Source organism: Tardiphaga sp. 42S5, from assembly GCF_034044155.1.
Classification (GTDB): domain Bacteria; phylum Pseudomonadota; class Alphaproteobacteria; order Rhizobiales; family Xanthobacteraceae; genus Tardiphaga; species Tardiphaga robiniae.
The window spans coordinates 2,416,447-2,436,114 of record NZ_CP139027.1; the positions used below are offsets into that span (position 1 = coordinate 2,416,447).

General features: G+C 61.4%; 20 protein-coding genes. 15 read left to right on the forward strand and 5 right to left on the reverse strand.

Annotated elements, in window-relative coordinates; translation table 11 throughout:
- Positions 1 to 303: 303 nt before the first annotated feature.
- Positions 304 to 582 carry a translation initiation factor IF-1 gene (infA, locus tag SFY93_RS11305; protein WP_068733922.1) on the reverse strand — a complete coding sequence of 93 codons (279 nt, stop codon included), beginning with the start codon at positions 580 to 582 and terminating at the stop codon, positions 304 to 306.
- 24 nt (positions 583 to 606) lie between these two features.
- A complete protein-coding gene (locus tag SFY93_RS11310) occupies positions 607 to 2,124 on the reverse strand; it encodes a DEAD/DEAH box helicase (RefSeq protein WP_089261529.1) in 1,518 nt (505 codons plus the stop codon).
- Positions 2,125 to 2,614: 490 nt separating this feature from the next.
- On the opposite strand from SFY93_RS11310, the gene urtA reads away from it, so the two are divergent.
- From urtA to SFY93_RS11350, 8 genes are all read left to right on the forward strand, one after another.
- A complete protein-coding gene (gene urtA / locus SFY93_RS11315; protein ID WP_068733926.1) occupies positions 2,615 to 3,937 on the forward strand; it encodes an urea ABC transporter substrate-binding protein in 1,323 nt (440 codons plus the stop codon).
- A 151-nt stretch (positions 3,938 to 4,088) separates the two neighbouring features.
- Complete coding sequence (gene urtB / locus SFY93_RS11320) at positions 4,089 to 5,699, forward strand: urea ABC transporter permease subunit UrtB (protein ID WP_320447147.1); 1,611 nt, start codon at positions 4,089 to 4,091, stop codon at positions 5,697 to 5,699.
- Positions 5,696 to 6,868 carry an urea ABC transporter permease subunit UrtC gene (urtC, locus tag SFY93_RS11325; protein WP_320447148.1) on the forward strand — a complete coding sequence of 391 codons (1,173 nt, stop codon included), beginning with the start codon at positions 5,696 to 5,698 and terminating at the stop codon, positions 6,866 to 6,868. The genes urtB and urtC overlap by 4 nt, the downstream gene beginning before the upstream one ends.
- A complete protein-coding gene (gene urtD, locus SFY93_RS11330; protein WP_184514027.1) occupies positions 6,868 to 7,716 on the forward strand; it encodes an urea ABC transporter ATP-binding protein UrtD in 849 nt (282 codons plus the stop codon). The genes urtC and urtD overlap by 1 nt, the downstream gene beginning before the upstream one ends.
- 3 nt (positions 7,717 to 7,719) lie before the next feature.
- The gene (urtE, locus tag SFY93_RS11335; RefSeq protein ID WP_068733931.1) at positions 7,720 to 8,415 is read left to right on the forward strand and encodes an urea ABC transporter ATP-binding subunit UrtE; all 696 of its coding nucleotides are present in this window, start codon (positions 7,720 to 7,722) and stop codon (positions 8,413 to 8,415) included.
- 24 nt (positions 8,416 to 8,439) lie between these two features.
- Positions 8,440 to 9,276: an urease accessory protein UreD gene (locus tag SFY93_RS11340; RefSeq protein WP_320447149.1), complete on the forward strand. Its 837-nt coding sequence runs from the start codon at positions 8,440 to 8,442 to the stop codon at positions 9,274 to 9,276.
- A gap of 19 nt (positions 9,277 to 9,295) precedes the next feature.
- The gene (locus SFY93_RS11345) at positions 9,296 to 9,598 is read left to right on the forward strand and encodes an urease subunit gamma (RefSeq protein WP_068733936.1); all 303 of its coding nucleotides are present in this window, start codon (positions 9,296 to 9,298) and stop codon (positions 9,596 to 9,598) included.
- A 109-nt stretch (positions 9,599 to 9,707) separates the two neighbouring features.
- Positions 9,708 to 10,013: an urease subunit beta gene (locus SFY93_RS11350; protein ID WP_120288704.1), complete on the forward strand. Its 306-nt coding sequence runs from the start codon at positions 9,708 to 9,710 to the stop codon at positions 10,011 to 10,013.
- A gap of 4 nt (positions 10,014 to 10,017) precedes the next feature.
- Here SFY93_RS11350 and SFY93_RS11355 read toward each other — a convergent pair whose 3' ends face one another.
- Positions 10,018 to 10,347: a hypothetical protein gene (locus tag SFY93_RS11355; RefSeq protein ID WP_320447150.1), complete on the reverse strand. Its 330-nt coding sequence runs from the start codon at positions 10,345 to 10,347 to the stop codon at positions 10,018 to 10,020.
- Between the two features lie 214 nt (positions 10,348 to 10,561).
- On the opposite strand from SFY93_RS11355, the gene SFY93_RS11360 reads away from it, so the two are divergent.
- The 7 genes from SFY93_RS11360 (at position 10,562) to SFY93_RS11390 (ending at position 17,295) form a co-directional block, all read left to right on the forward strand.
- Positions 10,562 to 10,996: an endonuclease domain-containing protein gene (locus SFY93_RS11360; RefSeq protein ID WP_320447151.1), complete on the forward strand. Its 435-nt coding sequence runs from the start codon at positions 10,562 to 10,564 to the stop codon at positions 10,994 to 10,996.
- On the forward strand, positions 10,987 to 12,699 hold the full coding sequence (ureC, locus tag SFY93_RS11365; protein WP_068733942.1) for an urease subunit alpha: 1,713 nt from the start codon (positions 10,987 to 10,989) through the stop codon (positions 12,697 to 12,699). Before SFY93_RS11360 ends, ureC begins: the two co-directional genes overlap by 10 nt.
- A 137-nt stretch (positions 12,700 to 12,836) precedes the next feature.
- The gene (locus tag SFY93_RS11370; protein WP_068733944.1) at positions 12,837 to 13,136 is read left to right on the forward strand and encodes a putative quinol monooxygenase; all 300 of its coding nucleotides are present in this window, start codon (positions 12,837 to 12,839) and stop codon (positions 13,134 to 13,136) included.
- Positions 13,137 to 13,153: 17 nt separating this feature from the next.
- Positions 13,154 to 13,837 (forward strand): urease accessory protein UreE, encoded by a 684-nt coding sequence (locus SFY93_RS11375; RefSeq protein WP_320447152.1) that lies wholly within the window; start codon positions 13,154 to 13,156, stop codon positions 13,835 to 13,837.
- Entirely contained in the window at positions 13,818 to 14,564 is a 747-nt protein-coding gene (locus SFY93_RS11380; RefSeq protein WP_414717142.1) for an urease accessory protein UreF, read from the forward strand. Before SFY93_RS11375 ends, SFY93_RS11380 begins: the two co-directional genes overlap by 20 nt.
- Before the next feature lie 192 nt (positions 14,565 to 14,756).
- The gene (gene ureG / locus SFY93_RS11385) at positions 14,757 to 15,386 is read left to right on the forward strand and encodes an urease accessory protein UreG (protein ID WP_068733948.1); all 630 of its coding nucleotides are present in this window, start codon (positions 14,757 to 14,759) and stop codon (positions 15,384 to 15,386) included.
- Between the two features lie 259 nt (positions 15,387 to 15,645).
- Positions 15,646 to 17,295 (forward strand): CHASE domain-containing protein, encoded by a 1,650-nt coding sequence (locus tag SFY93_RS11390; RefSeq protein WP_320447153.1) that lies wholly within the window; start codon positions 15,646 to 15,648, stop codon positions 17,293 to 17,295.
- Positions 17,296 to 17,530: 235 nt separating this feature from the next.
- On the opposite strand, the gene rpoH is transcribed toward SFY93_RS11390, so the two are convergent.
- Positions 17,531 to 18,430, reverse strand: coding sequence for an RNA polymerase sigma factor RpoH (gene rpoH / locus SFY93_RS11395; RefSeq protein ID WP_089261507.1), 900 nt, complete (start codon positions 18,428 to 18,430; stop codon positions 17,531 to 17,533).
- A gap of 213 nt (positions 18,431 to 18,643) precedes the next feature.
- Positions 18,644 to 19,654 (reverse strand): RluA family pseudouridine synthase, encoded by a 1,011-nt coding sequence (locus SFY93_RS11400; protein WP_320447154.1) that lies wholly within the window; start codon positions 19,652 to 19,654, stop codon positions 18,644 to 18,646.
- Between the last annotated feature and the right edge of the window lie 14 nt (positions 19,655 to 19,668).

Below are 19,668 nucleotides of genomic sequence, written 5' to 3' on the forward strand. Positions count from 1 at the left end.
GTAGTCCCTTCTCAAAGATATAGTGTAGCCCACGAAACAAATGTGGGCTGGTGACATCGAATTTTTGGAAGGGTCGTCAGTCTAGACCGGCTGCACCGGGGGATAGATAATGTCGTCCGGCCGAAAATCGATTAACTCATATTAGGGGAAGCGTCCCTTCAAAACAATCCTGACGCGCACGATTTTTTGATTGCGCACGAACGGTCAGGAACGCTTACCCATCCGCGCATCGCGAGTGATCCGATGCGCGGATGGGTTGTCGTTGCGATCTAAACTGTCGACAGTTTTAAACGCTGGATGCGCTTAGCGGCGGCGGAACTGACCGCGCGGCGGTGCGCCACGCGGAGGACCGCCGGGACGCTCGTCCTTGTGGCGGAAAATCAGACGACCTTTTTCGAGATCGTAAGGCGACATCTCGATGGTCACGCGATCGCCGGCCAGCGTCTTGATGCGGTTCTTCTTCATCTTGCCGGCGGTGTAGGCGACGATTTCGTGTCCTGCGTCCAATTGCACGCGATAGCGTGCATCGGGGAGGATTTCGGTCACCAGTCCTTCGAACTGGATCAGCTCTTCTTTGGCCATTGTTAGCTCCAGATCGATCGGCTGTTAGCGTGGCCGCTGGGTGCGGTTCGGGGTTGTATTCGGTCGGCTTTCGCGGTGCAGGAAGGCAACGCCCTGCATCCCTTCTTTAGTCGCAGTTCCAGCCTGGTTGGCCGGGCGTGAGATCGGCTCATGCCGTGCATTCTCGTGTCTCGCATTCTCGTTCCGACCATGATCGCGGTTCGGCTGCGATGCGCCGCCGTTGCCGCCATGGGGACGACGACGATTGCGCGCGTTCTTGCCGGGCGCTCCGTCATTGCTGCGTGGTGCGTGCGGGGCGGAGCGACCGTTGCGCTGACCGCCACGGTTCTGGGAAGGCGACGGCCCCACGTCGTTGCGGCCTGGGGTGCGGCGGTCTTCCTTCGGAAGCGAAATGCGGATCAACTTTTCAATATCGCGCAGATACGCCATTTCCTCGCCCGCGCAAAGCGAGATTGCGATGCCTTCGCGTCCGGCACGGGCCGTACGGCCGATTCGGTGGACATAGGTTTCCGGAATATTCGGCAGGTCGAAGTTTACCACATGGGTGATGCCGTCGACGTCGATGCCGCGGGCGGCGATGTCGGTGGCCACCAGGGTGCGGATTTCGCCGGTGCGGAACTGGGCCAGCGTGCGCTCGCGGTGGTTCTGCGACTTGTTCCCGTGGATCGCGGCAGCGGCGATGCCGGCGCGCTCGAGGCCCTTCACGACCTTGTCGGCGCCGTGCTTGGTGCGGGTGAACACAAGGGCGCGGTCAACCGTCTCGGTCTTGAGGATCTGGGCGAGGATCGTCGGCTTGGCGGAGTGATCGACCAGCATGATCCGCTGGCTGATGCGCTCCACGGTGGAGGCGACCGGGGTCACCGCAACGCGGGCCGGATCCTTGAGCATTGCTTCGGCAAGATCGGCGATGTCCTTCGGCATGGTGGCCGAGAAGAACAGCGTCTGGCGCTTGATCGGGAGCTTGGCGACGACTTTGCGGATGTCGTTGATGAAGCCCATATCGAGCATACGGTCGGCTTCGTCGAGCACCAGGAACTCAACCATGTTGAGCTTGAGGCCGTTGCTCTGCACGAGATCGAGCAGGCGGCCCGGGGTGGCGACGAGGACGTCGACGCCCTGCATCAGCGAACGGACCTGACGGCCCATCGGCACGCCGCCAATGGCCAGCGCCGATGCGAGATGCATATGGCGCCCATAGGCGTTGAAACTGTCGAGGATCTGGCCGGAGAGTTCGCGGGTCGGGCTCAGCACCAGCACGCGGCAGGTCTTGGGCTGCGGCTTGATGCGGTTCTCGAGCAGGCGGTGAAGGATGGGAAGCGCGAAGGAAGCGGTCTTGCCGGTGCCGGTCTGGGCGATACCGATCACGTCCTTGCCGGTGATGGCAATCGGGATGGTCTGGGCCTGGATCGGGGTCGGGGTGGTGTAGTTTTCTTCTTTAAGCGCACGGGTGATGGGATCGGCGAGGCCGAATTCCTGAAAGGTGGTCAAAAGATTAATCTTTCCAAAGTGAAAGCAGGCGCCCGGCCATGATTCAAAGACCATGGGGCCAGGGAGCGCGCGAGTGTGTCTGGGACACCCGCGTGTTTGGGGCGTCAGTTCTGGTTAGCTGAAGGGGCAAGCCAGAAACCGTCGAACTGCCCTGAGGAGATCAGAGTAAAGACGGGATCAGAACACGCGGCTCGCAAGGACCTGATGATTCTCTAGGTCGTTCGATTGATATGGAACAGCAAGGCGGCGGATTCAAGGTCAATCGGCGAGAGGGTTAAAACCAGCGACAAAACACCGCTGCATGAAATTTAGACATGAGGCAATTTTTGGCGATTATTTAAGCTGTTTGCCGTGTGCATGATCAATTTTTCTGCACAATAAATAAACAGGAAAACCTCCGCGCTTTCCGAAAATCGGAAACACGCAAACAATCCCAAATACTTAACGTGTGTTCCGGGGCTGGCACACTTCTTGCGATCTCCTTAACGCGCCGGCCGTGGGGCCGTTCCGCATTGATTTCGTCTGCGTCAGGGAGAGACCGCACATGATTACCAATTTGACTCACGCTATAGCCAAGCCGATCTCACGCCGGAGCCTGATGGCTGCCGCGACGGGTCTGGCTCTGGGTCTGTCGGCATTTTCGCCGGCCAAAGCGGCAGACGACACCATCAAGGTCGGCGTTTTGCACTCGCTGTCGGGCACCATGGCGATTTCCGAGACCACGCTGAAGGACACCGTGCTGTTCATGATCGATCAGCAGAACAAGAAGGGCGGCGTGAACGGCAAGAAGCTCGAAGCCGTGGTGGTCGATCCCGCATCGAACTGGCCGCTGTTCGCCGAAAAGGCGCGCGAGCTGATCACCAAGGACAAGGTTGCCGTCGTGTTCGGCTGCTGGACCTCGGTGTCGCGCAAGTCGGTTCTCCCGGTGTTCAAGGAACTGAACAACATCCTGTTCTATCCCGTGCAGTACGAGGGCGAAGAGTCCGAGCGTAACGTGTTCTACACGGGTGCTGCTCCGAACCAGCAGGCGATCCCGGCCGTCGACTACCTGATGAAGGACGAGAAGGTGAAGCGCTGGGTGCTGGCCGGCACCGACTACGTCTATCCGCGCACCACGAACAAGATTCTCGAAGCCTACTTGAAGTCGAAGGGCGTCAAGCAGGAAGACATCATGATCAACTACACGCCATTTGGTCATAGCGACTGGCAGACGATCGTCGCCGACATCAAGAAGTTCGGCTCGGCCGGCAAGAAGACCGCCGTGGTCTCGACCATCAACGGCGATGCCAACGTTCCATTCTACAAGGAGCTCGGCAACCAGGGCATCAAGGCGACCGACATTCCGGTGGTTGCGTTCTCGGTGGGTGAAGAAGAACTCGCCGGCATCGACACCAAGCCGCTGCTCGGCCATCTCGCCGCCTGGAACTACTTCCAGTCGATCAAGAATCCGGAGAACGAGAAGTTCATCAAGGAATGGCAGGCCTTCACCAAGAATCCGAAGCGCGTGACCAACGACCCGATGGAAGCCACCGTGATCGGCTTCAACATGTGGGTGAAGGCGGTCGAAAAGGCCAAGTCGATCGAAGCCGACAAGGTCATCGACGCACTGCCCGGCATCGAAGCCAAGAACCTGACCGGCGGTACCTCGAAGATGCTGCCGAACCACCACATCACCAAGCCGGTGTTCATTGGCGAGATCAAGGCCAATGGCCAGTTCGACGTGGTCTGGAAGACCCCGGCGCTGGTGGCTGGCGATGCATGGTCGAAGGAGCTGGACGGCTCCAAGGACCTGATCGGCGACTGGGTCGGCAAGAAGTGCGGCAACTTCAACACCAAGACGAACAAGTGCGGCGGTCAGGGTTCCTGATCTCGCTCTGAGGTTCTGTGTTCTCCATCATTGCGGGCATTTTCCGCCCGCAATGATGATCCTCCCGAGGCTCTTCTGACACGAGACTCCCAAAACTGGAGAAGGCGGTGAATCCGTCGCCTTCTCTTTTTTCTTCGGCCGGGGTTTTCCAGTGACTGATCTCCTTTATCGTTTCCGCGCGATCGCTGTTGCATTTTCGCTGATCGTTGCGACCGCCATTCCGGCCTTTGCGGGTCCTTTCGAGGATGCCGTCGCCAAATTCGCCAATGACGACTTCTCCGACAGCGACGAAGCCGTGGGCATCATTGCCACCTCCGGCAATCCGCAGGCTTTCGCTGTGATCACCGCGCTGCAGGAAGGCCGGCTCTCCGCCGATCCCGACAGCAAGAAGGTTTATCTCACCGGCACCGACGGCAAGGTCACCGACGCCGCGACCGGCGAGGCCGTTGCCGAAGTGCCGGCCAGTGCCGCCGCGGTGCGCCTCAACAATCGTCTTCGCCGCAACATCGAATCCGCACTGGGCGGGCTCACGCTGATGTCGCCGGATCCCGCCAAACGCATTGCGTCGGCGCAATCGGTGTTCAAGAGCCACGAAACCGCGATGCTGCCGGTGATCGAGGCTGCTCTGGAAAAGGAAACCAACAAATCCGCCAAGCAGGCCTTCACCGAAGCCCGCGCCGCGATCCTGCTCTACAAGGAAGATGCGACCGAGGCCGAGAAGATCGAATCCATTGCGATCATCAAGGGGCGCGGCGATCAGGACGCGCTGGCGCTGCTCACCAGCCTGCCTAGCGACCAGACCGTCGGCGTCGCGCGCAGCGCGGCCAGCGCCGTCACGGCAATCAACAGCCGGCAGACACTGTGGTCGATCGGTCAGAACGCCTGGTATGGATTGTCGCTCGGCTCGGTTCTCCTGCTCGCCGCCATCGGTCTCGCCATCACCTTCGGCGTGATGGGCGTCATCAACATGGCGCATGGCGAGATGGTGATGATCGGCGCCTATGTCACCTTCGTGGTGCAGGACGTGATCCGCACCAGCTATCCTGGCCTGTTCGATTATTCGCTGCTGATGGCGGTGCCGCTCGCCTTCATCGTCGCTGGTCTGCTCGGTATCGTCATCGAGCGCACCATCATCCGCTTCCTCTATGGCCGCCCGCTGGAAACTCTGCTGGCGACCTGGGGGCTGTCGCTGGTGCTGCAACAGGCGGTGCGCACCATGTTTGGCCCGACCAATCGCGAGGTCGGCAATCCCTCATGGATGTCCGGCGCATTCGAGCTGGGTCAGCTCACCATCACCTACAACCGGCTCTGGATCCTGTGCTTCACGCTTGCCGTGTTTGCGATCCTGCTGGCGATGCTGCGCTACACCTCGATCGGACTCGAGATGCGCGCCGTCACCCAGAATCGCCGCATGGCCGCGTCCATGGGCATCGCAACCTCGCGCGTGGATGCGCTGACCTTCGGTCTCGGCTCCGGCATTGCGGGCATTGCCGGCGTGGCGCTCTCTCAAATCGACAACGTCTCGCCCAATCTCGGCCAGAGCTACATTATCGACAGTTTCATGGTCGTGGTGTTCGGCGGCGTCGGGAATCTGTGGGGCACGCTTGTCGGTGCGTTCTCGCTCGGCATCGCCAACAAGTTCCTGGAGCCGGTCGCCGGCGCCGTGCTTGGCAAGATTGCCATCCTGGTGCTGATCATCCTGTTCATTCAGAAACGGCCGCGCGGTCTGTTCGCGCTCAAGGGCAGGGCGATCGAAGCATGACGCCGCATTTCCTCACCCGAACGCTGGACCGCAGCGCCACGATCTTCCTGCTGATCGTCGCCGCCGTCGGCATTCTCATTCCGCTGTCGAACCTTTTGCTGCCGGCGGACTCGCCGCTGCAGGTACCGACCTATCTGATGGCGCTGTTCGGCAAATATGTCTGCTACGCCATTCTCGCGCTCTCGATCGATCTGATCTGGGGCTATTGCGGCATTCTCTCGCTCGGTCACGGTGCCTTCTTCGCGCTCGGCGGTTACGCCATGGGCATGTATCTGATGCGCCAGATCGGCTCCCGCGGCGTCTATGGCAACCCGATCCTGCCGGACTTCATGGTGTTCCTGAACTACAAGGCACTGCCATGGTACTGGTATGGCTTCGACATGTTCTGGTTCGCGGCGGCGATGGTGCTGATCGCGCCGGGCATCCTGGCTTTCGTGTTCGGCTGGCTCACCTTCCGCTCGCGCGTGTCAGGCGTGTATCTGTCGATCATCACCCAGGCGATGACCTATGCGCTGCTGCTGGCCTTCTTCCGTAACGATTTCGGCTTCGGCGGCAATAACGGCCTGACCGATTTCAAGGACATCCTCGGATTCAACGTGCAGGCCGACGGCACGCGTGCGGCGCTGTTCGCGCTGAGCTGTCTGGCGCTGATCATAGGCTTCCTCGTCTGCCGTGCCATCGTCACCTCGAAGCTCGGCAGGGTGCTGATCGCCATACGCGACGCGGAATCCCGCACAAGATTTTTGGGCTACCGTGTCGAATCCTACAAGCTGTTCGTGTTCACGCTGTCGGCCTGCATGGCCGGCGTTGCGGGTGCGCTCTATGTGCCGCAGGTGGGTATCATCAATCCCGGTGAATTCGCCCCGGCGAACTCGATTGAAGCAGTCATCTGGGTCGCGGTCGGTGGCCGTGGCACGCTGGTCGGTGCGGCGCTCGGCGCGGTCGTGGTCAACTACGCCAAGACGGTGTTCACGTCCGGCGCCCTTGCTCCCTACTGGCTGTTCATGCTGGGCGCGCTATTCATTCTTGTCACGTTGCTGCTGCCCAAGGGCATCATCGGCACCTTCAATGCATGGTCGGAAAGCCGCAAAGCCAGCAATAGCGCGAATGCCGATAGCGCCGCAGCGGAAGATGGTGTCACCAAACCTCATCTGGCGGAGAAGGCGTGATGACCGTGATTGAAACGCCAGCCCCCGCAACGCCCGCCTCCCACGCGCCTGCTGTGATCGATCCCGTGGTTGCGGCACGCGAGGCGGAAGCACGGCAGAAGCGCATCACCTCGGCGCAGCTCTATCTCGACGGCGTCCATGTGTCGTTCGATGGCTTCCATGCCATCAACAACCTGTCGATGGTGCTCGCTCCCGGCGAGATGCGCGCCATCATCGGCCCCAACGGTGCCGGCAAGACCACGATGATGGATATCATCACCGGCAAGACCAAGCCGGACGAGGGCGACGTCTATTTCGACGGCATTCACGACCTGACGCTGCTGGATGAGACCAAGATCGCCGAGCTCGGCATCGGCCGCAAATTCCAGAAGCCGACGGTGTTCGAGAGCCAGACGATTTACGACAATCTCCTGCTGGCGCTGAATGTCGATCACAGCGTGCGCGGCACGCTGTTCTGGCGCGGTAGCCGGGGCGAGGCAGAGCGCATCGACAAGGTGCTTGAGACCATTCGCCTCACGGACTCGCGCGATCGGCTCGCCGGCAATCTCTCGCATGGCCAGAAGCAGTGGCTCGAAATCGGCATGCTGCTGGCGCAGGACCCCAAGCTCCTGCTGGTGGACGAGCCCGTCGCGGGCATGACCGACGTGGAGACGCATCAGACCGCCGAACTGCTGAAGGCGATCAACCGCGATAACAAGACCGTCATGGTGGTCGAGCACGACATGACCTTCGTGCGCGAGCTCGGCGTCAAGGTGACATGCCTGCATGAAGGCACGGTGCTGGCCGAAGGCACCATCGATCAGGTGTCGACCAATGACCGCGTGGTCGAAGTGTATCTGGGGCGATAGAGTATGCTCAAAGTCGATAATATCAGCCTCTATTACGGTGCAGCCCAGGCGCTGCGCGGCGTCACGGTCTCGGCGGAGCCCGGCAAGGTCACCTGTGTCCTCGGCCGCAATGGCGTCGGCAAGACGTCGCTGCTGCGCGCCATGGTCGGCCAGCAGGCGATTTCGTCAGGCTCCATCACTTTCGATGGTCAGGACATCTCGACGCTGAAGCCGTTCGAGCGGGCGCGGCGCGGCATTTCCTTCGTGCCGCAGGGCCGCGAGATCTTTCCGCTGCTCACGGTGGAAGAAAACCTCAAGACCGGCTACGCGCCGCTGAAGCGCGCCGACCGCAACATTCCCGACGATGTGTTCTCGCTGTTTCCGGTGCTGAATTCGATGCTCGGCCGGCGCGGCGGCGATCTGTCCGGCGGCCAGCAGCAGCAGCTCGCCATTGGCCGTGCGCTGGTGATGCGACCGAAGCTCCTGCTGCTGGATGAGCCGACCGAAGGCATCCAGCCCTCGATCATCAAGGATATCGGCCGCGCGATTTCCTATCTGCGCTCCCTCGGCAATATCGCCATCGTCCTCGTGGAGCAGTATCTCGACTTTGCCTGCGAACTCGGCGACAACTTCGCCGTGATGGACCGCGGCGCGGTGAAATACACCTGCGACCGCTCGACGCTTGATCCCGCCGAGATCAGCCGCCAGATGGCGCTGTAACGCGGGCTCAAAGCCGGAGAATGCATGCAGGCTGACAACACCACGCTGTCGCCCTCGGCGATCTTTGCCGCCAACCGTGCCCGCGGCGCGGTGACGTTCGACGTGCATCTGCTGGAGGGCAAGACCCGCCGCCGCCAGCTCCATGAATCCGGCTCGCTGCGCGTGCGCTTTCCTTCTCCCGAAGATCACGGCTTGTCTGCGATGTTCGTCAACACCGCCGGCGGTGCCGCAGGCGGCGACCGTTTCGATATCGACATCGCGGCCGGCGAGGGCACCAGCCTGACAGTGACCACGGCAGCCGCCGAGAAGATCTATCGCTCCCATGGCCCCGCCGCCGAAATCAACATCGCGCTAAAGGCCGAGGCCGGCGCGCATCTGTCCTGGCTGCCGCAGGAAACCATCCTGTTCGATCAGGCCCGCACCATCAGGCGCATCGATATCGATCTGGCCGATCGCGCGACGCTTTTGCTTTGCGAGATCGTCGTGTTCGGTCGTGCGGCCATGGGCGAGGTGATGCGGACGGGATCTTTCGTCGACCGCTGGCGCCTGCGTCGCGGTGGCAGGCTGGTGTTCGCGGAAAACGTGCGGCTGGATGGCGATATCGCCGCGAAACTGGCCAGACCGGCAATCGGCAATGGCGCGGTGGCCATCGGCACGGCGCTGATCGTGCCCGGCGATGAAGCACTCATTGAGCGGCTACGCGAAGCCACGGATGGCGCTGGCGGCGAGGTTGGTATCTCCTGCTGGAACGGCTTTGCAATGGCCCGCTTCTGTGCACAAGATGCGGCGAAGCTGCGTACCGACATGATGGCGGTGCTTGGACGATCAGGCGCGATGCTGCCGCGCATGTGGCTCAACTAAACTTATTCAGAGACCTGCAATGAACCTGTCTCCCCGCGAAAAAGACAAGCTCCTGATCTCGATGGCCGCCATCGTGGCGCGACGCCGGTTGGAGCGCGGCGTCAAGCTCAACCATCCCGAGGCCATCGCCATCATCTCCGATTTCATCGTCGAGGGCGCGCGCGACGGCCGCACCGTTGCCGAGCTGATGAAATCCGGCGCCGAGGTCATCACCCGCGCGCAATGCATGGACGGCATCGCCGAGATGATCCACGACATTCAGGTGGAAGCGACATTCCCCGACGGGACGAAGCTCGTCACGGTGCACGAACCGATCCGCTAGTTTAAACTCCGTCATGCCCGGGCTTGACCCGGGCATCCATCTTCAGCGCTCTAAGGCGTGGATGGCCGGGTCAAGCCCGGCCATGACACCGAGAAAATCGAGAGGTCACATGATTCCCGGCGAACTCTTCATCCAGGACGGCGAGATCGAACTCAATGCCGGTCGCAAGACCGTGACATTGACTGTGGCGAACTCCGGCGACCGGCCGATCCAGGTCGGCTCGCACTATCATTTCTTCGAGACCAATCCGGCGCTGAAATTCGATCGCAAGAAGGCCCGAGGCATGCGCCTCGACATCGCTGCCGGCACGGCCGTGCGCTTCGAGCCGGGCCAGAGCCGCGATGTGCAACTGGTGGAGCTCGCCGGCAAACGCACGATCTATGGTTTCCGCGGCGACGTGATGGGCAAGCTCTGAGCGCCTAGCCGCCGGCGCTGTCCATCATGAACGAGCGGAAATATCGATCGATGGCCAGCGATATCAGGATGACCGAGACGAACAGAAGACAGCTGTACAATGACCAACGTCCGATATCGTTACGGAACGATCGGATGCCAAGGATCACGAACCAGATGCCCAGAGCGATGCTGAACCAGTTGAACCAGGTGACGAGGATCGCTTCAGCGGCGTCCAGTTCGGCAATGAAGCCATCCGGAAATCCGAGCCACATGACGTGGGTCATGTATAGCCAGAACGTCAGTGCGAACAGCAGGCATGCCGCAGCAAATGGATAGACGTTCTTCCATCTCACGATATCGGTCTCCGTCTCAGATCCCGACGCCGCGCGCCTTGTTGGGGTGCGCCAAGCTATGGAAGTCGCGGGTCACGCCGTCAATGAACGAAGGCGCAGGCAAGCGTACCGTGTATGGATTCCGCAGCGACGTAATGGTGAAGTTATGATTGTTGGGAATGTGACGGCCGTCGTGCTCCCTCCCCCCTTGCGGGGGAGGGGCGGGGAGGGGGGTATGCCACACAACGAGGTCGGCGAGTTTCAGCGCGGTCGCGCCAAGGAACTGCGGCGCGTAATGACTCGCGCCGAGACCTTGCTGTGGCGACAGCTAAAGGCACATCGTCTGGCATATTTGGGTTTTCGTCGACAAGCCCCGATGGGTGTTTACATTGCTGATTTCGTTTCCCATGCGAGCAAGCTCATTGTCGAAGTCGATGGTGAAAGCCATGATTTTGTAGAGCGCATCGCGCACGACGCGCGCCGCGACGCTTGGTTTGCCGCGCGTGGCTATCGCGTCCTTCGTTTCAGTAATGACGATGTCATGAAGAATCTCGAAGGTGTTGTCCTCGCGATCGGCGAGGCCGCGACCTGTGGCACACCCCCCTCCCTGACCCTCCCCCGCAAGGGGGGAGGGAATACTCCGGCCAATGGAGCGAAAACATGCCCGTGAAAATCAAACGCTCCGTCTATGCCGACATGTTCGGCCCGACCACCGGCGATCGCGTGCGGCTCGCCGACACCGATCTGATCATCGAGGTCGAGAAGGACTTCACCATCTATGGCGAGGAGGTGAAGTTCGGCGGCGGCAAGGTGATCCGCGACGGCATGGGGCAGTCGCAGGCGACGCGCGCGCAGGGCGCCGTCGATACCGTCATCACCAACGTGCTGATCGTCGATCACTGGGGCATCGTGAAAGCCGACGTGGCACTCAAGGGCGGCATGGTCCACGCCATCGGCAAGGCCGGCAATCCCGATATCCAGCCGGGCGTGACCATCAATGTCGGTCCCGGCACCGACGTCATCGCGGGTGAGGGCAAGATCCTCACCGCCGGCGGCTTCGACAGCCATATCCATTTCATCTGCCCGCAGCAGATCGAGCACGCGCTGATGTCGGGTGTCACCTCGATGCTCGGGGGAGGCACCGGCCCGTCGCATGGCACTTTCGCGACGACCTGTACGCCCGGTCCATGGCACATCGCACGGATGATCCAGTCCTTTGATGCGTTCCCGGTCAATCTCGGCATTTCCGGCAAGGGCAATGCCTCGAAGCCCGCGCCGCTGGTGGAAATGATCAATGCCGGTGCCTGTGCGCTGAAGCTGCACGAGGACTGGGGCACCACGCCTGCCGCGATCGACAACTGCCTCAGCGTCGCCGACGACTACGACGTGCAGGTGATGCTGCACTCCGACACGCTGAACGAGTCTGGCTTCGTCGAGGACACCATCAAGGCCTTCAAGGGTCGTACCATCCACGCCTTCCACACCGAAGGTGCCGGCGGCGGTCACGCACCTGATATCATCAAGGTCGCGGGCCTCAAGAACGTGTTGCCGTCGTCGACCAATCCGACGCGGCCATTCACCCGCAACACCATCGATGAGCATCTGGACATGCTGATGGTGTGCCACCATCTCGATCCGTCGATTGCGGAAGATCTGGCATTTGCCGAAAGCCGCATCCGCAAGGAGACGATCGCTGCCGAAGACATCCTGCACGATCTCGGCGCGCTCTCGATGATGTCTTCGGACAGTCAGGCCATGGGCCGGCTCGGCGAAGTCATCATCCGGACGTGGCAGACCGCCGACAAGATGAAGAAGCAGCGCGGTTCGCTGAAGGAAGACAAGGGCAACAACGACAATTTCCGCGTCAAGCGCTACATCGCGAAATACACGATCAACCCCGCCATCGCCCATGGCGTCTCGAAGCTGATCGGCTCGGTAGAGAAGGGCAAGATGGCGGATCTGGTGCTGTGGTCGCCGGCGTTCTTCGGCGTCAAGCCGGATCTCGTCATCAAGGGCGGCTCCATCGTCGCGGCGCCGATGGGCGATCCGAACGCATCGATCCCGACGCCGCAGCCCGTGCATTATCAGCCGATGTTCGGCGCCTTCGGCCGCGCGCTGACCCAGTCGTCGGTGGTGTTCACATCCGGTGCGGCGGTGGCCGGCGGTCTCGCCAAGAAGCTCGGCATTCAGAAGTCGCTCTATGCGGTGGAAAATGTCCGCGACGGCATCTCGAAGAAGAGCATGATCCATAACGGCGCGACGCCGAAGATCGAGGTGGATTCGGAGACCTATGAGGTGAGGGCGGATGGCGAACTTTTGACCTGCGAGCCGGCCGAAGTGCTGCCGATGGCGCAGAGGTACTTTATGTATTGAAGCACTCCGTCGCCGTCCCCGCCTTCGCGGGGACGATGAATGAGGGGTCTTCGAAAGCCCCCTTCCTCCCCCTCGCATTCCCCCCTAATGTCCTTCCCGGCATTCTTAGCCATAACAACAAACCGGGAGGACTCCCCTTGATCTACGTCGTTGCCACTTTGTCCGTGAAACCCGAAGCCCGCGCCGAACTGATCGAAGCTGCCAAGGCTTGTATCGCCGAGACCCGCAAGGAAGCGGGTAATATCGCCTATGATCTGCACGAGAGCGTCACCGATCCGACCCGCATGGTGTTCGTCGAGCAGTGGGAGAATGCCGAGGCGCTGGTGCCGCACCGAACGCAGGAGCATATGAAGACCTTCGGCCGCGTCGCGGTGAAATGCTTCAGCGCGCCTCCGAAGATCGAAATCATCACCCCGGCTGACGTCGTGGTGCGTTAAACCAAACGAGAGAGTTCATGATCCGCGCGACTGAGGTCAAAGGCCAATACAACTGGACAGAGGCGGCGGCAGACACCGTCGTTCTCGACTTCGACGATCGTCATCGTCGCCGCATGGCGATGACGGGGACGCGCGGACTGGAATTCCTGCTCGATCTCGAAAACGCCATCGCCTTGCGCGGCGGCGATGCGCTGGTGCTGGAAGACGGCCGCTTGATCGAGGTGGTCGCAGCGCCGGAGCCGCTGATCGAGATCCGTGGTACCGATCCCGGCCATCTGGTGCGGCTCGCCTGGCATCTCGGCAACCGCCATCTGCCGACGCAGATCATGGCCAAGGGGCTGCGCATCCGCAGCGACCATGTGATCGAGGAAATGGTGAAGGGCCTCGGCGCCAAGGTGATCGAGATCGAGGCACCGTTCGATCCCGAAGGCGGCGCCTATGCCGCTGCGCATGAGCCGGCCGGACATGGGCATCACGGTCATCACGATCATGCTCATCACGACCATGGACACAGTCACGACGATCATGGGCACGACCACCATGGCCACAGCCATGACGCGCCCGGTCATGCCGGCCATGGCCATGACCAGCATGTCCATGACGAGCATTGCGGTCACGATCACGATAATCACGATCATCACCATGATCACGACAGCAAGCACGACCACCATCGTCACTCTCATGCTCATGACCACAAATAGACCGGCGGACAACAGTTCGCTGAACAACTCTCCCGCCTTGTCTGCCGACGAAGGCGCTGCGCTGTACCGGCTGATGACCTGGCTGTCGCCGGCTTTTCCTGTCGGCGCGTTTTCCTATTCCAGCGGCATCGAATGGACGGTGGAAGCGGGCGACATCACTGATGCTGCAAGCCTGCAGGACTGGCTGTCGGCGATGCTGTCCGATGGCGCAGGTTTTTGCGATGGCGTGTTTCTCGCTCATGTACACCGCGCGGCATCTGACGGCGACGACGAGGCATTGCGCGAGGTTGCCGAACTCGCCAGCGCCTTCGTGCCATCAAGGGAGCGTCAGCTGGAGACCACCACGCAAGGCAAGGCCTTCATCGAGATCGCGCGCAATGCCTGGTCGCATGAGGGTATGGAGCGGCTGATCGCGATATGCGACAGCCCGATCGTCTATCCCGTTGCCGTCGGACTTGTGAGCGCCACCCATGGCGTTCCGCTGTCGGCAACCATGCATGGTTTTTTTCACGCGGTGGTCTCGAACTGGATTTCCGCTGGCGCGCGGTTGGTGCCGCTCGGTCAGACCGACAGCCAGCGCGTACTTGCAGCGCTGGAGCCCGTCGTCGTGACCACAGGCCATCGCGCCATGGCCGCATCCCTCGACGATCTCGGCGGCGCGACATTCCGTTCTGATATCGCCAGCATGCGTCACGAGACGCAGTATACGCGGTTGTTCAGGTCATGATGGCTCCAGCTCAAATCACACACCAGACCCCTCATGGTCGCCTGAACGCAATCGCGTTCAGGCTGGAGGAGCGCGCCGCTTGGCGCGCGTCTCGAACCATGAGTTGCTTGGCGCATCCTTCGAGACGCGGCGAAGCCGCCGCTCCTCAGGATGAGGGCCGTCGCTTCATCCTCAACCGAAAGCACCCCTGACATGTCCAGTTTTCACGGTCCGCTCCGCGTCGGCATTGGCGGTCCCGTCGGCTCCGGCAAGACCGCGCTGATGGACCTGCTGTGCAAGACCATGCGCGAGCGCTACGACATCGCGGCGATCACCAATGACATCTACACGAAGTGGGACGCCGAATATCTGGTGCGCTCGGGCTCGCTGACAGCGGATCGCATTGCTGGCGTCGAAACCGGCGGCTGTCCGCATACGGCGATCCGCGAGGACGCCTCGATGAACCTCGCCGCCGTTGCCGATATGCGCGTCAAGTTTCCCGATCTCGATATGGTGCTGATCGAATCCGGCGGCGACAATCTCGCGGCGACCTTCTCGCCGGAACTGGCCGATATCACCATCTACGTCATCGACGTCGCAGCCGGCGACAAGATTCCCTCCAAGGGTGGGCCGGGCATCACGCGCTCCGACCTGCTGGTGATCAACAAGATCGACCTTGCGCCCTATGTCGGAGCTTCGCTCGAGAAGATGGACGTCGACGCCAAACGGATGCGCGGGGTCAGGCCCTTCGTGATGACCAATATGAAGACGCAGGAAGGTCTCGACCGGATTATCTCATTCATTGAGAGCAAGGGCGGCCTCAAGGCCAAGGCAGTCGCCTGAGACTTGTGAATAAGGCCTCTGCCGTAGTCTCACGAGCGGGCTTCGACTTGAGGCGTTCATATTGGGTTGGCTATAACGACGGGCTGGTCGACGCCCGTCGGCCAATGTGTCGTGTGATATTGCGTTAAGCCTGTTTTTCAAGATTTGTCCGGTCCGGAAATAATTTCCATCGAGCTGGAACCAAATTGTTCCGGCATGATTGGCATACTCCTGAGCCGCTGACCCGGCAGCAACGTCTCCTAATTTCCCGAGTATCCGTGTGGTCCGGCTTGGTTTCATCATCGCATTACTGGCACTGGTCGGAGCTCTGCTCTCCGGCCTTGCGGCCTATCGCGTGCATGACCAGGAGCTGGCGATCGAGAATATCGCGCTGGGCCGGGCCGTGGATATCCATGCCAGCCTGGTGCAGGAGCGTTTGACCGAGCGCGAATTGCTGGCGCGCGTCGCAGCCGGGCTGTTTCGTGCGCCGACGGTCATGAAGGCCAATATGCTGCAGCCGCTGCGGGCCTCGATCTACGCCTTCAAGACCGATTTCGCGATTGCCGCCTGGATCGCTCGCCTGCAGCCGAACGAATTGGCGGCCGCCAGCGCGGAGCTGGCCAGTGCCGGCTACCGCAATCCCACGATCCGCAGCTACAACGACGATCGCCTCGATGCCAGGGCGCTCGGGCAGCCGCTCGACGTGCTGATGGATGTGGAGCCGCGCAATTCCGTCACCGAAGGCTTTGCCGGTCGCGCCCTGAATTTCTCTCCCGTCACAGGGCCAACGCTGGTGCGCGCCGTGAACGAGGGCAAGCCGGTCGCCTCCAGCCCCACGCCGCTGCAGCAGCCCGATGGACCGCTGGGATTGGTACTGGTGACGCCAGTTGTGCCCGAAGGCGATCCCGCGCCGGCCGGCTTCGTGTCGTTCTCCTATGAGCTCGGGCCCCTGATGCTGGCCAATGACGAGATGTCATTGTTCTCGGTGGCGCTGAAAGATCCGCGCGTCGCTGACGGCGAAATCGTCGCCGACGACGATGGCAGGGTAACGGCGCGCCCGCTGGTGGCGAATGGTCCTGCGCTGGCAGTCCTGCGCACGGTTTCGTTCGGCGGGCGTGACTGGTCGCTGGGCTATTACCCGAAGATCAATACCGAGCTGCGCGCGCAGCGCACCGCGATCATCGTCGGTGGGTTCGGCCTCGCGCTGACGGCCATTGTTTGCGGGCTGTTTGGCTATGTCTCCTACGCCAATCTGCGGCTGCGGCGCGAGGTGGAGATACGCATCGGCTTCGAACGTCGACTGACCGCCGTCATCGACGAGCTCAATCATCGCGTGAAGAACATTTTGGCGGTGATCCAGTCGATCGTGACGCGCACGCTGCGTCATGGCTCCGACGTGGACAGCGCGCGCGATCTCCTGATCGGCCGTATTCACGCGATGTCGAATGTCGTGTCGCTGCTGAGCGAGAGCCAGTGGCAGGGCGTGCAGCTCAAGGGTCTGTTCGAGGCGCGAGCGATCCCGCATGCCGATCGTATCGCACTGGAAGGTCCGGATATCATTGTCAGCGCGCGCGCCGCGCAGAGCCTGTCGCTGCTGTTCTTTGAACTGGCCTCGCATTCCGATGAGGGCCTGTCGCTGGTGGGTAAACATCCGCATATCGTTGCGCATTGGGAGATCACGGGCAGTGAGCCGGATGGGCTGTTCAACTTCCGCTGGGAAGAGTTCAACACCAGCGAAGCAACGCGGCGGCCGGACAGCGATTTCGGTCTTGTGCTGCTCGATCGCGTGGCGCCGGAAGCGCTGGGTGGTACGGCGAAGCGCTACTTCACCGACGTGTCCTACGTCTATGAACTGACGGCACCCGTCGAAACGGTGATCGACATGACCGAGCGCGACCGGACAGAAGCGCTGGCGAAGCCGATCAGATAATCGATCCGCTTTGCCAATCGAAGCGATTTCCCTCACCTGGCTTGCGGGAAGAGGAGAGTGCGCCACGCGGTGTCGGAACAATGTTCTTTATCGGAGCATGATCTCTCGACAAACGATCTCGTTTGTCGGCGAAAACCGGCATCCACTTTTCGGGATCATGCTCTAGCTTCCATGGACCCAACAAAAAAGCCGGCGTTTCCGCCGGCTTTCGTATTCGTTGTATCCGCTGCGCCTGTTAGTGCGCAGCTTCCAGAGCGGCAGCTTCCGCCTTGGCGATGGTACCCTTGACCGCGGTCTGCACCTTTTCAAAGGCGCGGACTTCGATCTGTCGGACACGCTCGCGCGAGACGCCGAACTCCGAGGCCAGATCTTCCAGCGTCATCGGTTCATCGGCGAGGCGACGAGCCTCGAAGATGCGCCGTTCGCGCGGGTTGAGGACACCGATGGCGCCGTTCAGCGCCTGACGGCGATGATCGAACTCCTCGTGTTCCGCCATGATGGTTTCCTGATTGGGCGAGTTATCGACCAACCAGTCCTGCCATTCGCCGGCTTCGCCGTCGTCACGGATCGGTGCGTTGAGCGACGCGTCGCCACCGAGGCGGCGGTTCATGTCGATCACGTCCTGTTCCGTCACGCCGAGACGCGTGGCGATCAGCTTGACCTGGTCGGGGCGAAGATCGCCTTCGTCCAGGGCGGAAATCTTGCTCTTCGCCTTGCGCAGGTTGAAGAACAGCTTCTTCTGGTTCGCGGTGGTGCCCATCTTCACGAGCGACCACGAACGCAGGATGTACTCTTGAATCGAGGCCTTGATCCACCACATGGCGTAGGTGGCCAGGCGGAAGCCTTTCTCCGGCTCGAAGCGTTTCACAGCCTGCATCAGACCGACGTTGCCTTCCGAGACAACTTCGGAGATCGGCAGACCGTAGCCGCGATAGCCCATGGCGATCTTGGCGACGAGTCGCAGATGGCTGGTCACAAGGTGATGTGCCGCGTCGCGATCGTCGTGCTCGCGCCAACGCTTGGCAAACATATATTCCTGCTGAGGTTCCAGCATCGGAAACTTGCGGATCTCGGCGAGGTAATGCGAGAGGCCGGATTCTCCATTGAGAACCGGAAGGGTAGCTGTACGGGCCATTATGATGCCCTCCAGTGGTTCAGACCCCCGATAGCGGCGGGCCAGGCAGCGAGCGCTTTGTTAAAGCCGCCCTGGCTGCGATGTTCCGCGTCTCATTTGACGCAGGTGCAACATACACCCTACTACAAGCGTATTGAAAGTGAATTCCCTGTCACGTTCCCGTGGGGCAAATATAAGCGTTTGGAAAGGCTTACTTTTTTATATGCATCTGCGTCATTCTGGCACGGCCATATGGGCTCTCAGAACCGCCAAATCGTGAGGAAGCTCGCTGGTCCACTCCAGAATCTCGCCCGTGCGAGGGTGCTCCAGAGCCAGCAAATAGGCGTGAAGCGCCTGCCGGTCGAGCGCTTCCAGCGCCGCGCGGCTCTTCACGCCCAGCGACGACGCCTTGGTCTTGAAATGCGAGCCATAGACCGAATCCCCCATCAGCGGATGCTGGATATGCGCCAGATGCACACGGATCTGGTGCGTCCGGCCAGTCTCGAGCTGACAAGCCAACAGGGACGCGATCGGTTTGCCGTGGCGATCCGGGAATTCCTGCAGCACTTCCCAGTGGGTGACGGCATCGCGGCCGCCTTCGCGGACGGCCATTTTCTCGCGGGCATGGGGATGCCGGTCGATCGGCGCTTCGACGGTGCCGCGTGGCCGGTTCGGAATGCCCCAGGCAAAGGCCATATAGCCGCGCCGCATCTCGTTGGTGCGGCCGTGATCGGCGAATTGCGCCGTCAGCGACGCATGGGCGGCGTCGTTCTTGGCGACCACCATCAATCCGGTGGTGTCCTTGTCCAGCCGGTGCACGATGCCGGGCCGCTTGACGCCGCCGATCCCCGACAAAGACGCGCCGCAATGGGCGATCAGCGCATTCACCAGAGTGCCGGTTTCATGGCCGGCGGCGGGATGCACGACCAGGCCCTTGGGTTTGTTGATGACGATGATGTCCTCGTCCTCGAACACGATATCGAGGGCGATATCCTCGCCTTCGGGCTCCGGCGCGATGGCCGGCGGGACGTCGATTGTGATCGTATCGCCGGCAGCGACATGATAAGCGGGGTCGCGCACGGGGGTGGGGTCCTGCGAAGACCGGGTGATCGTCACCTGGCCGGCGAGGATCAGCGCCTTCAGCCGCGACCGCGACAAAGCCGGGCTGCGCACGGCGAGCACGCGATCGAGCCGGGTCGAGCCTTCGTCGCCCTGCACCGTGACATCCAGCCGTTGATCGTTCATTCCGTAAAGCCTTA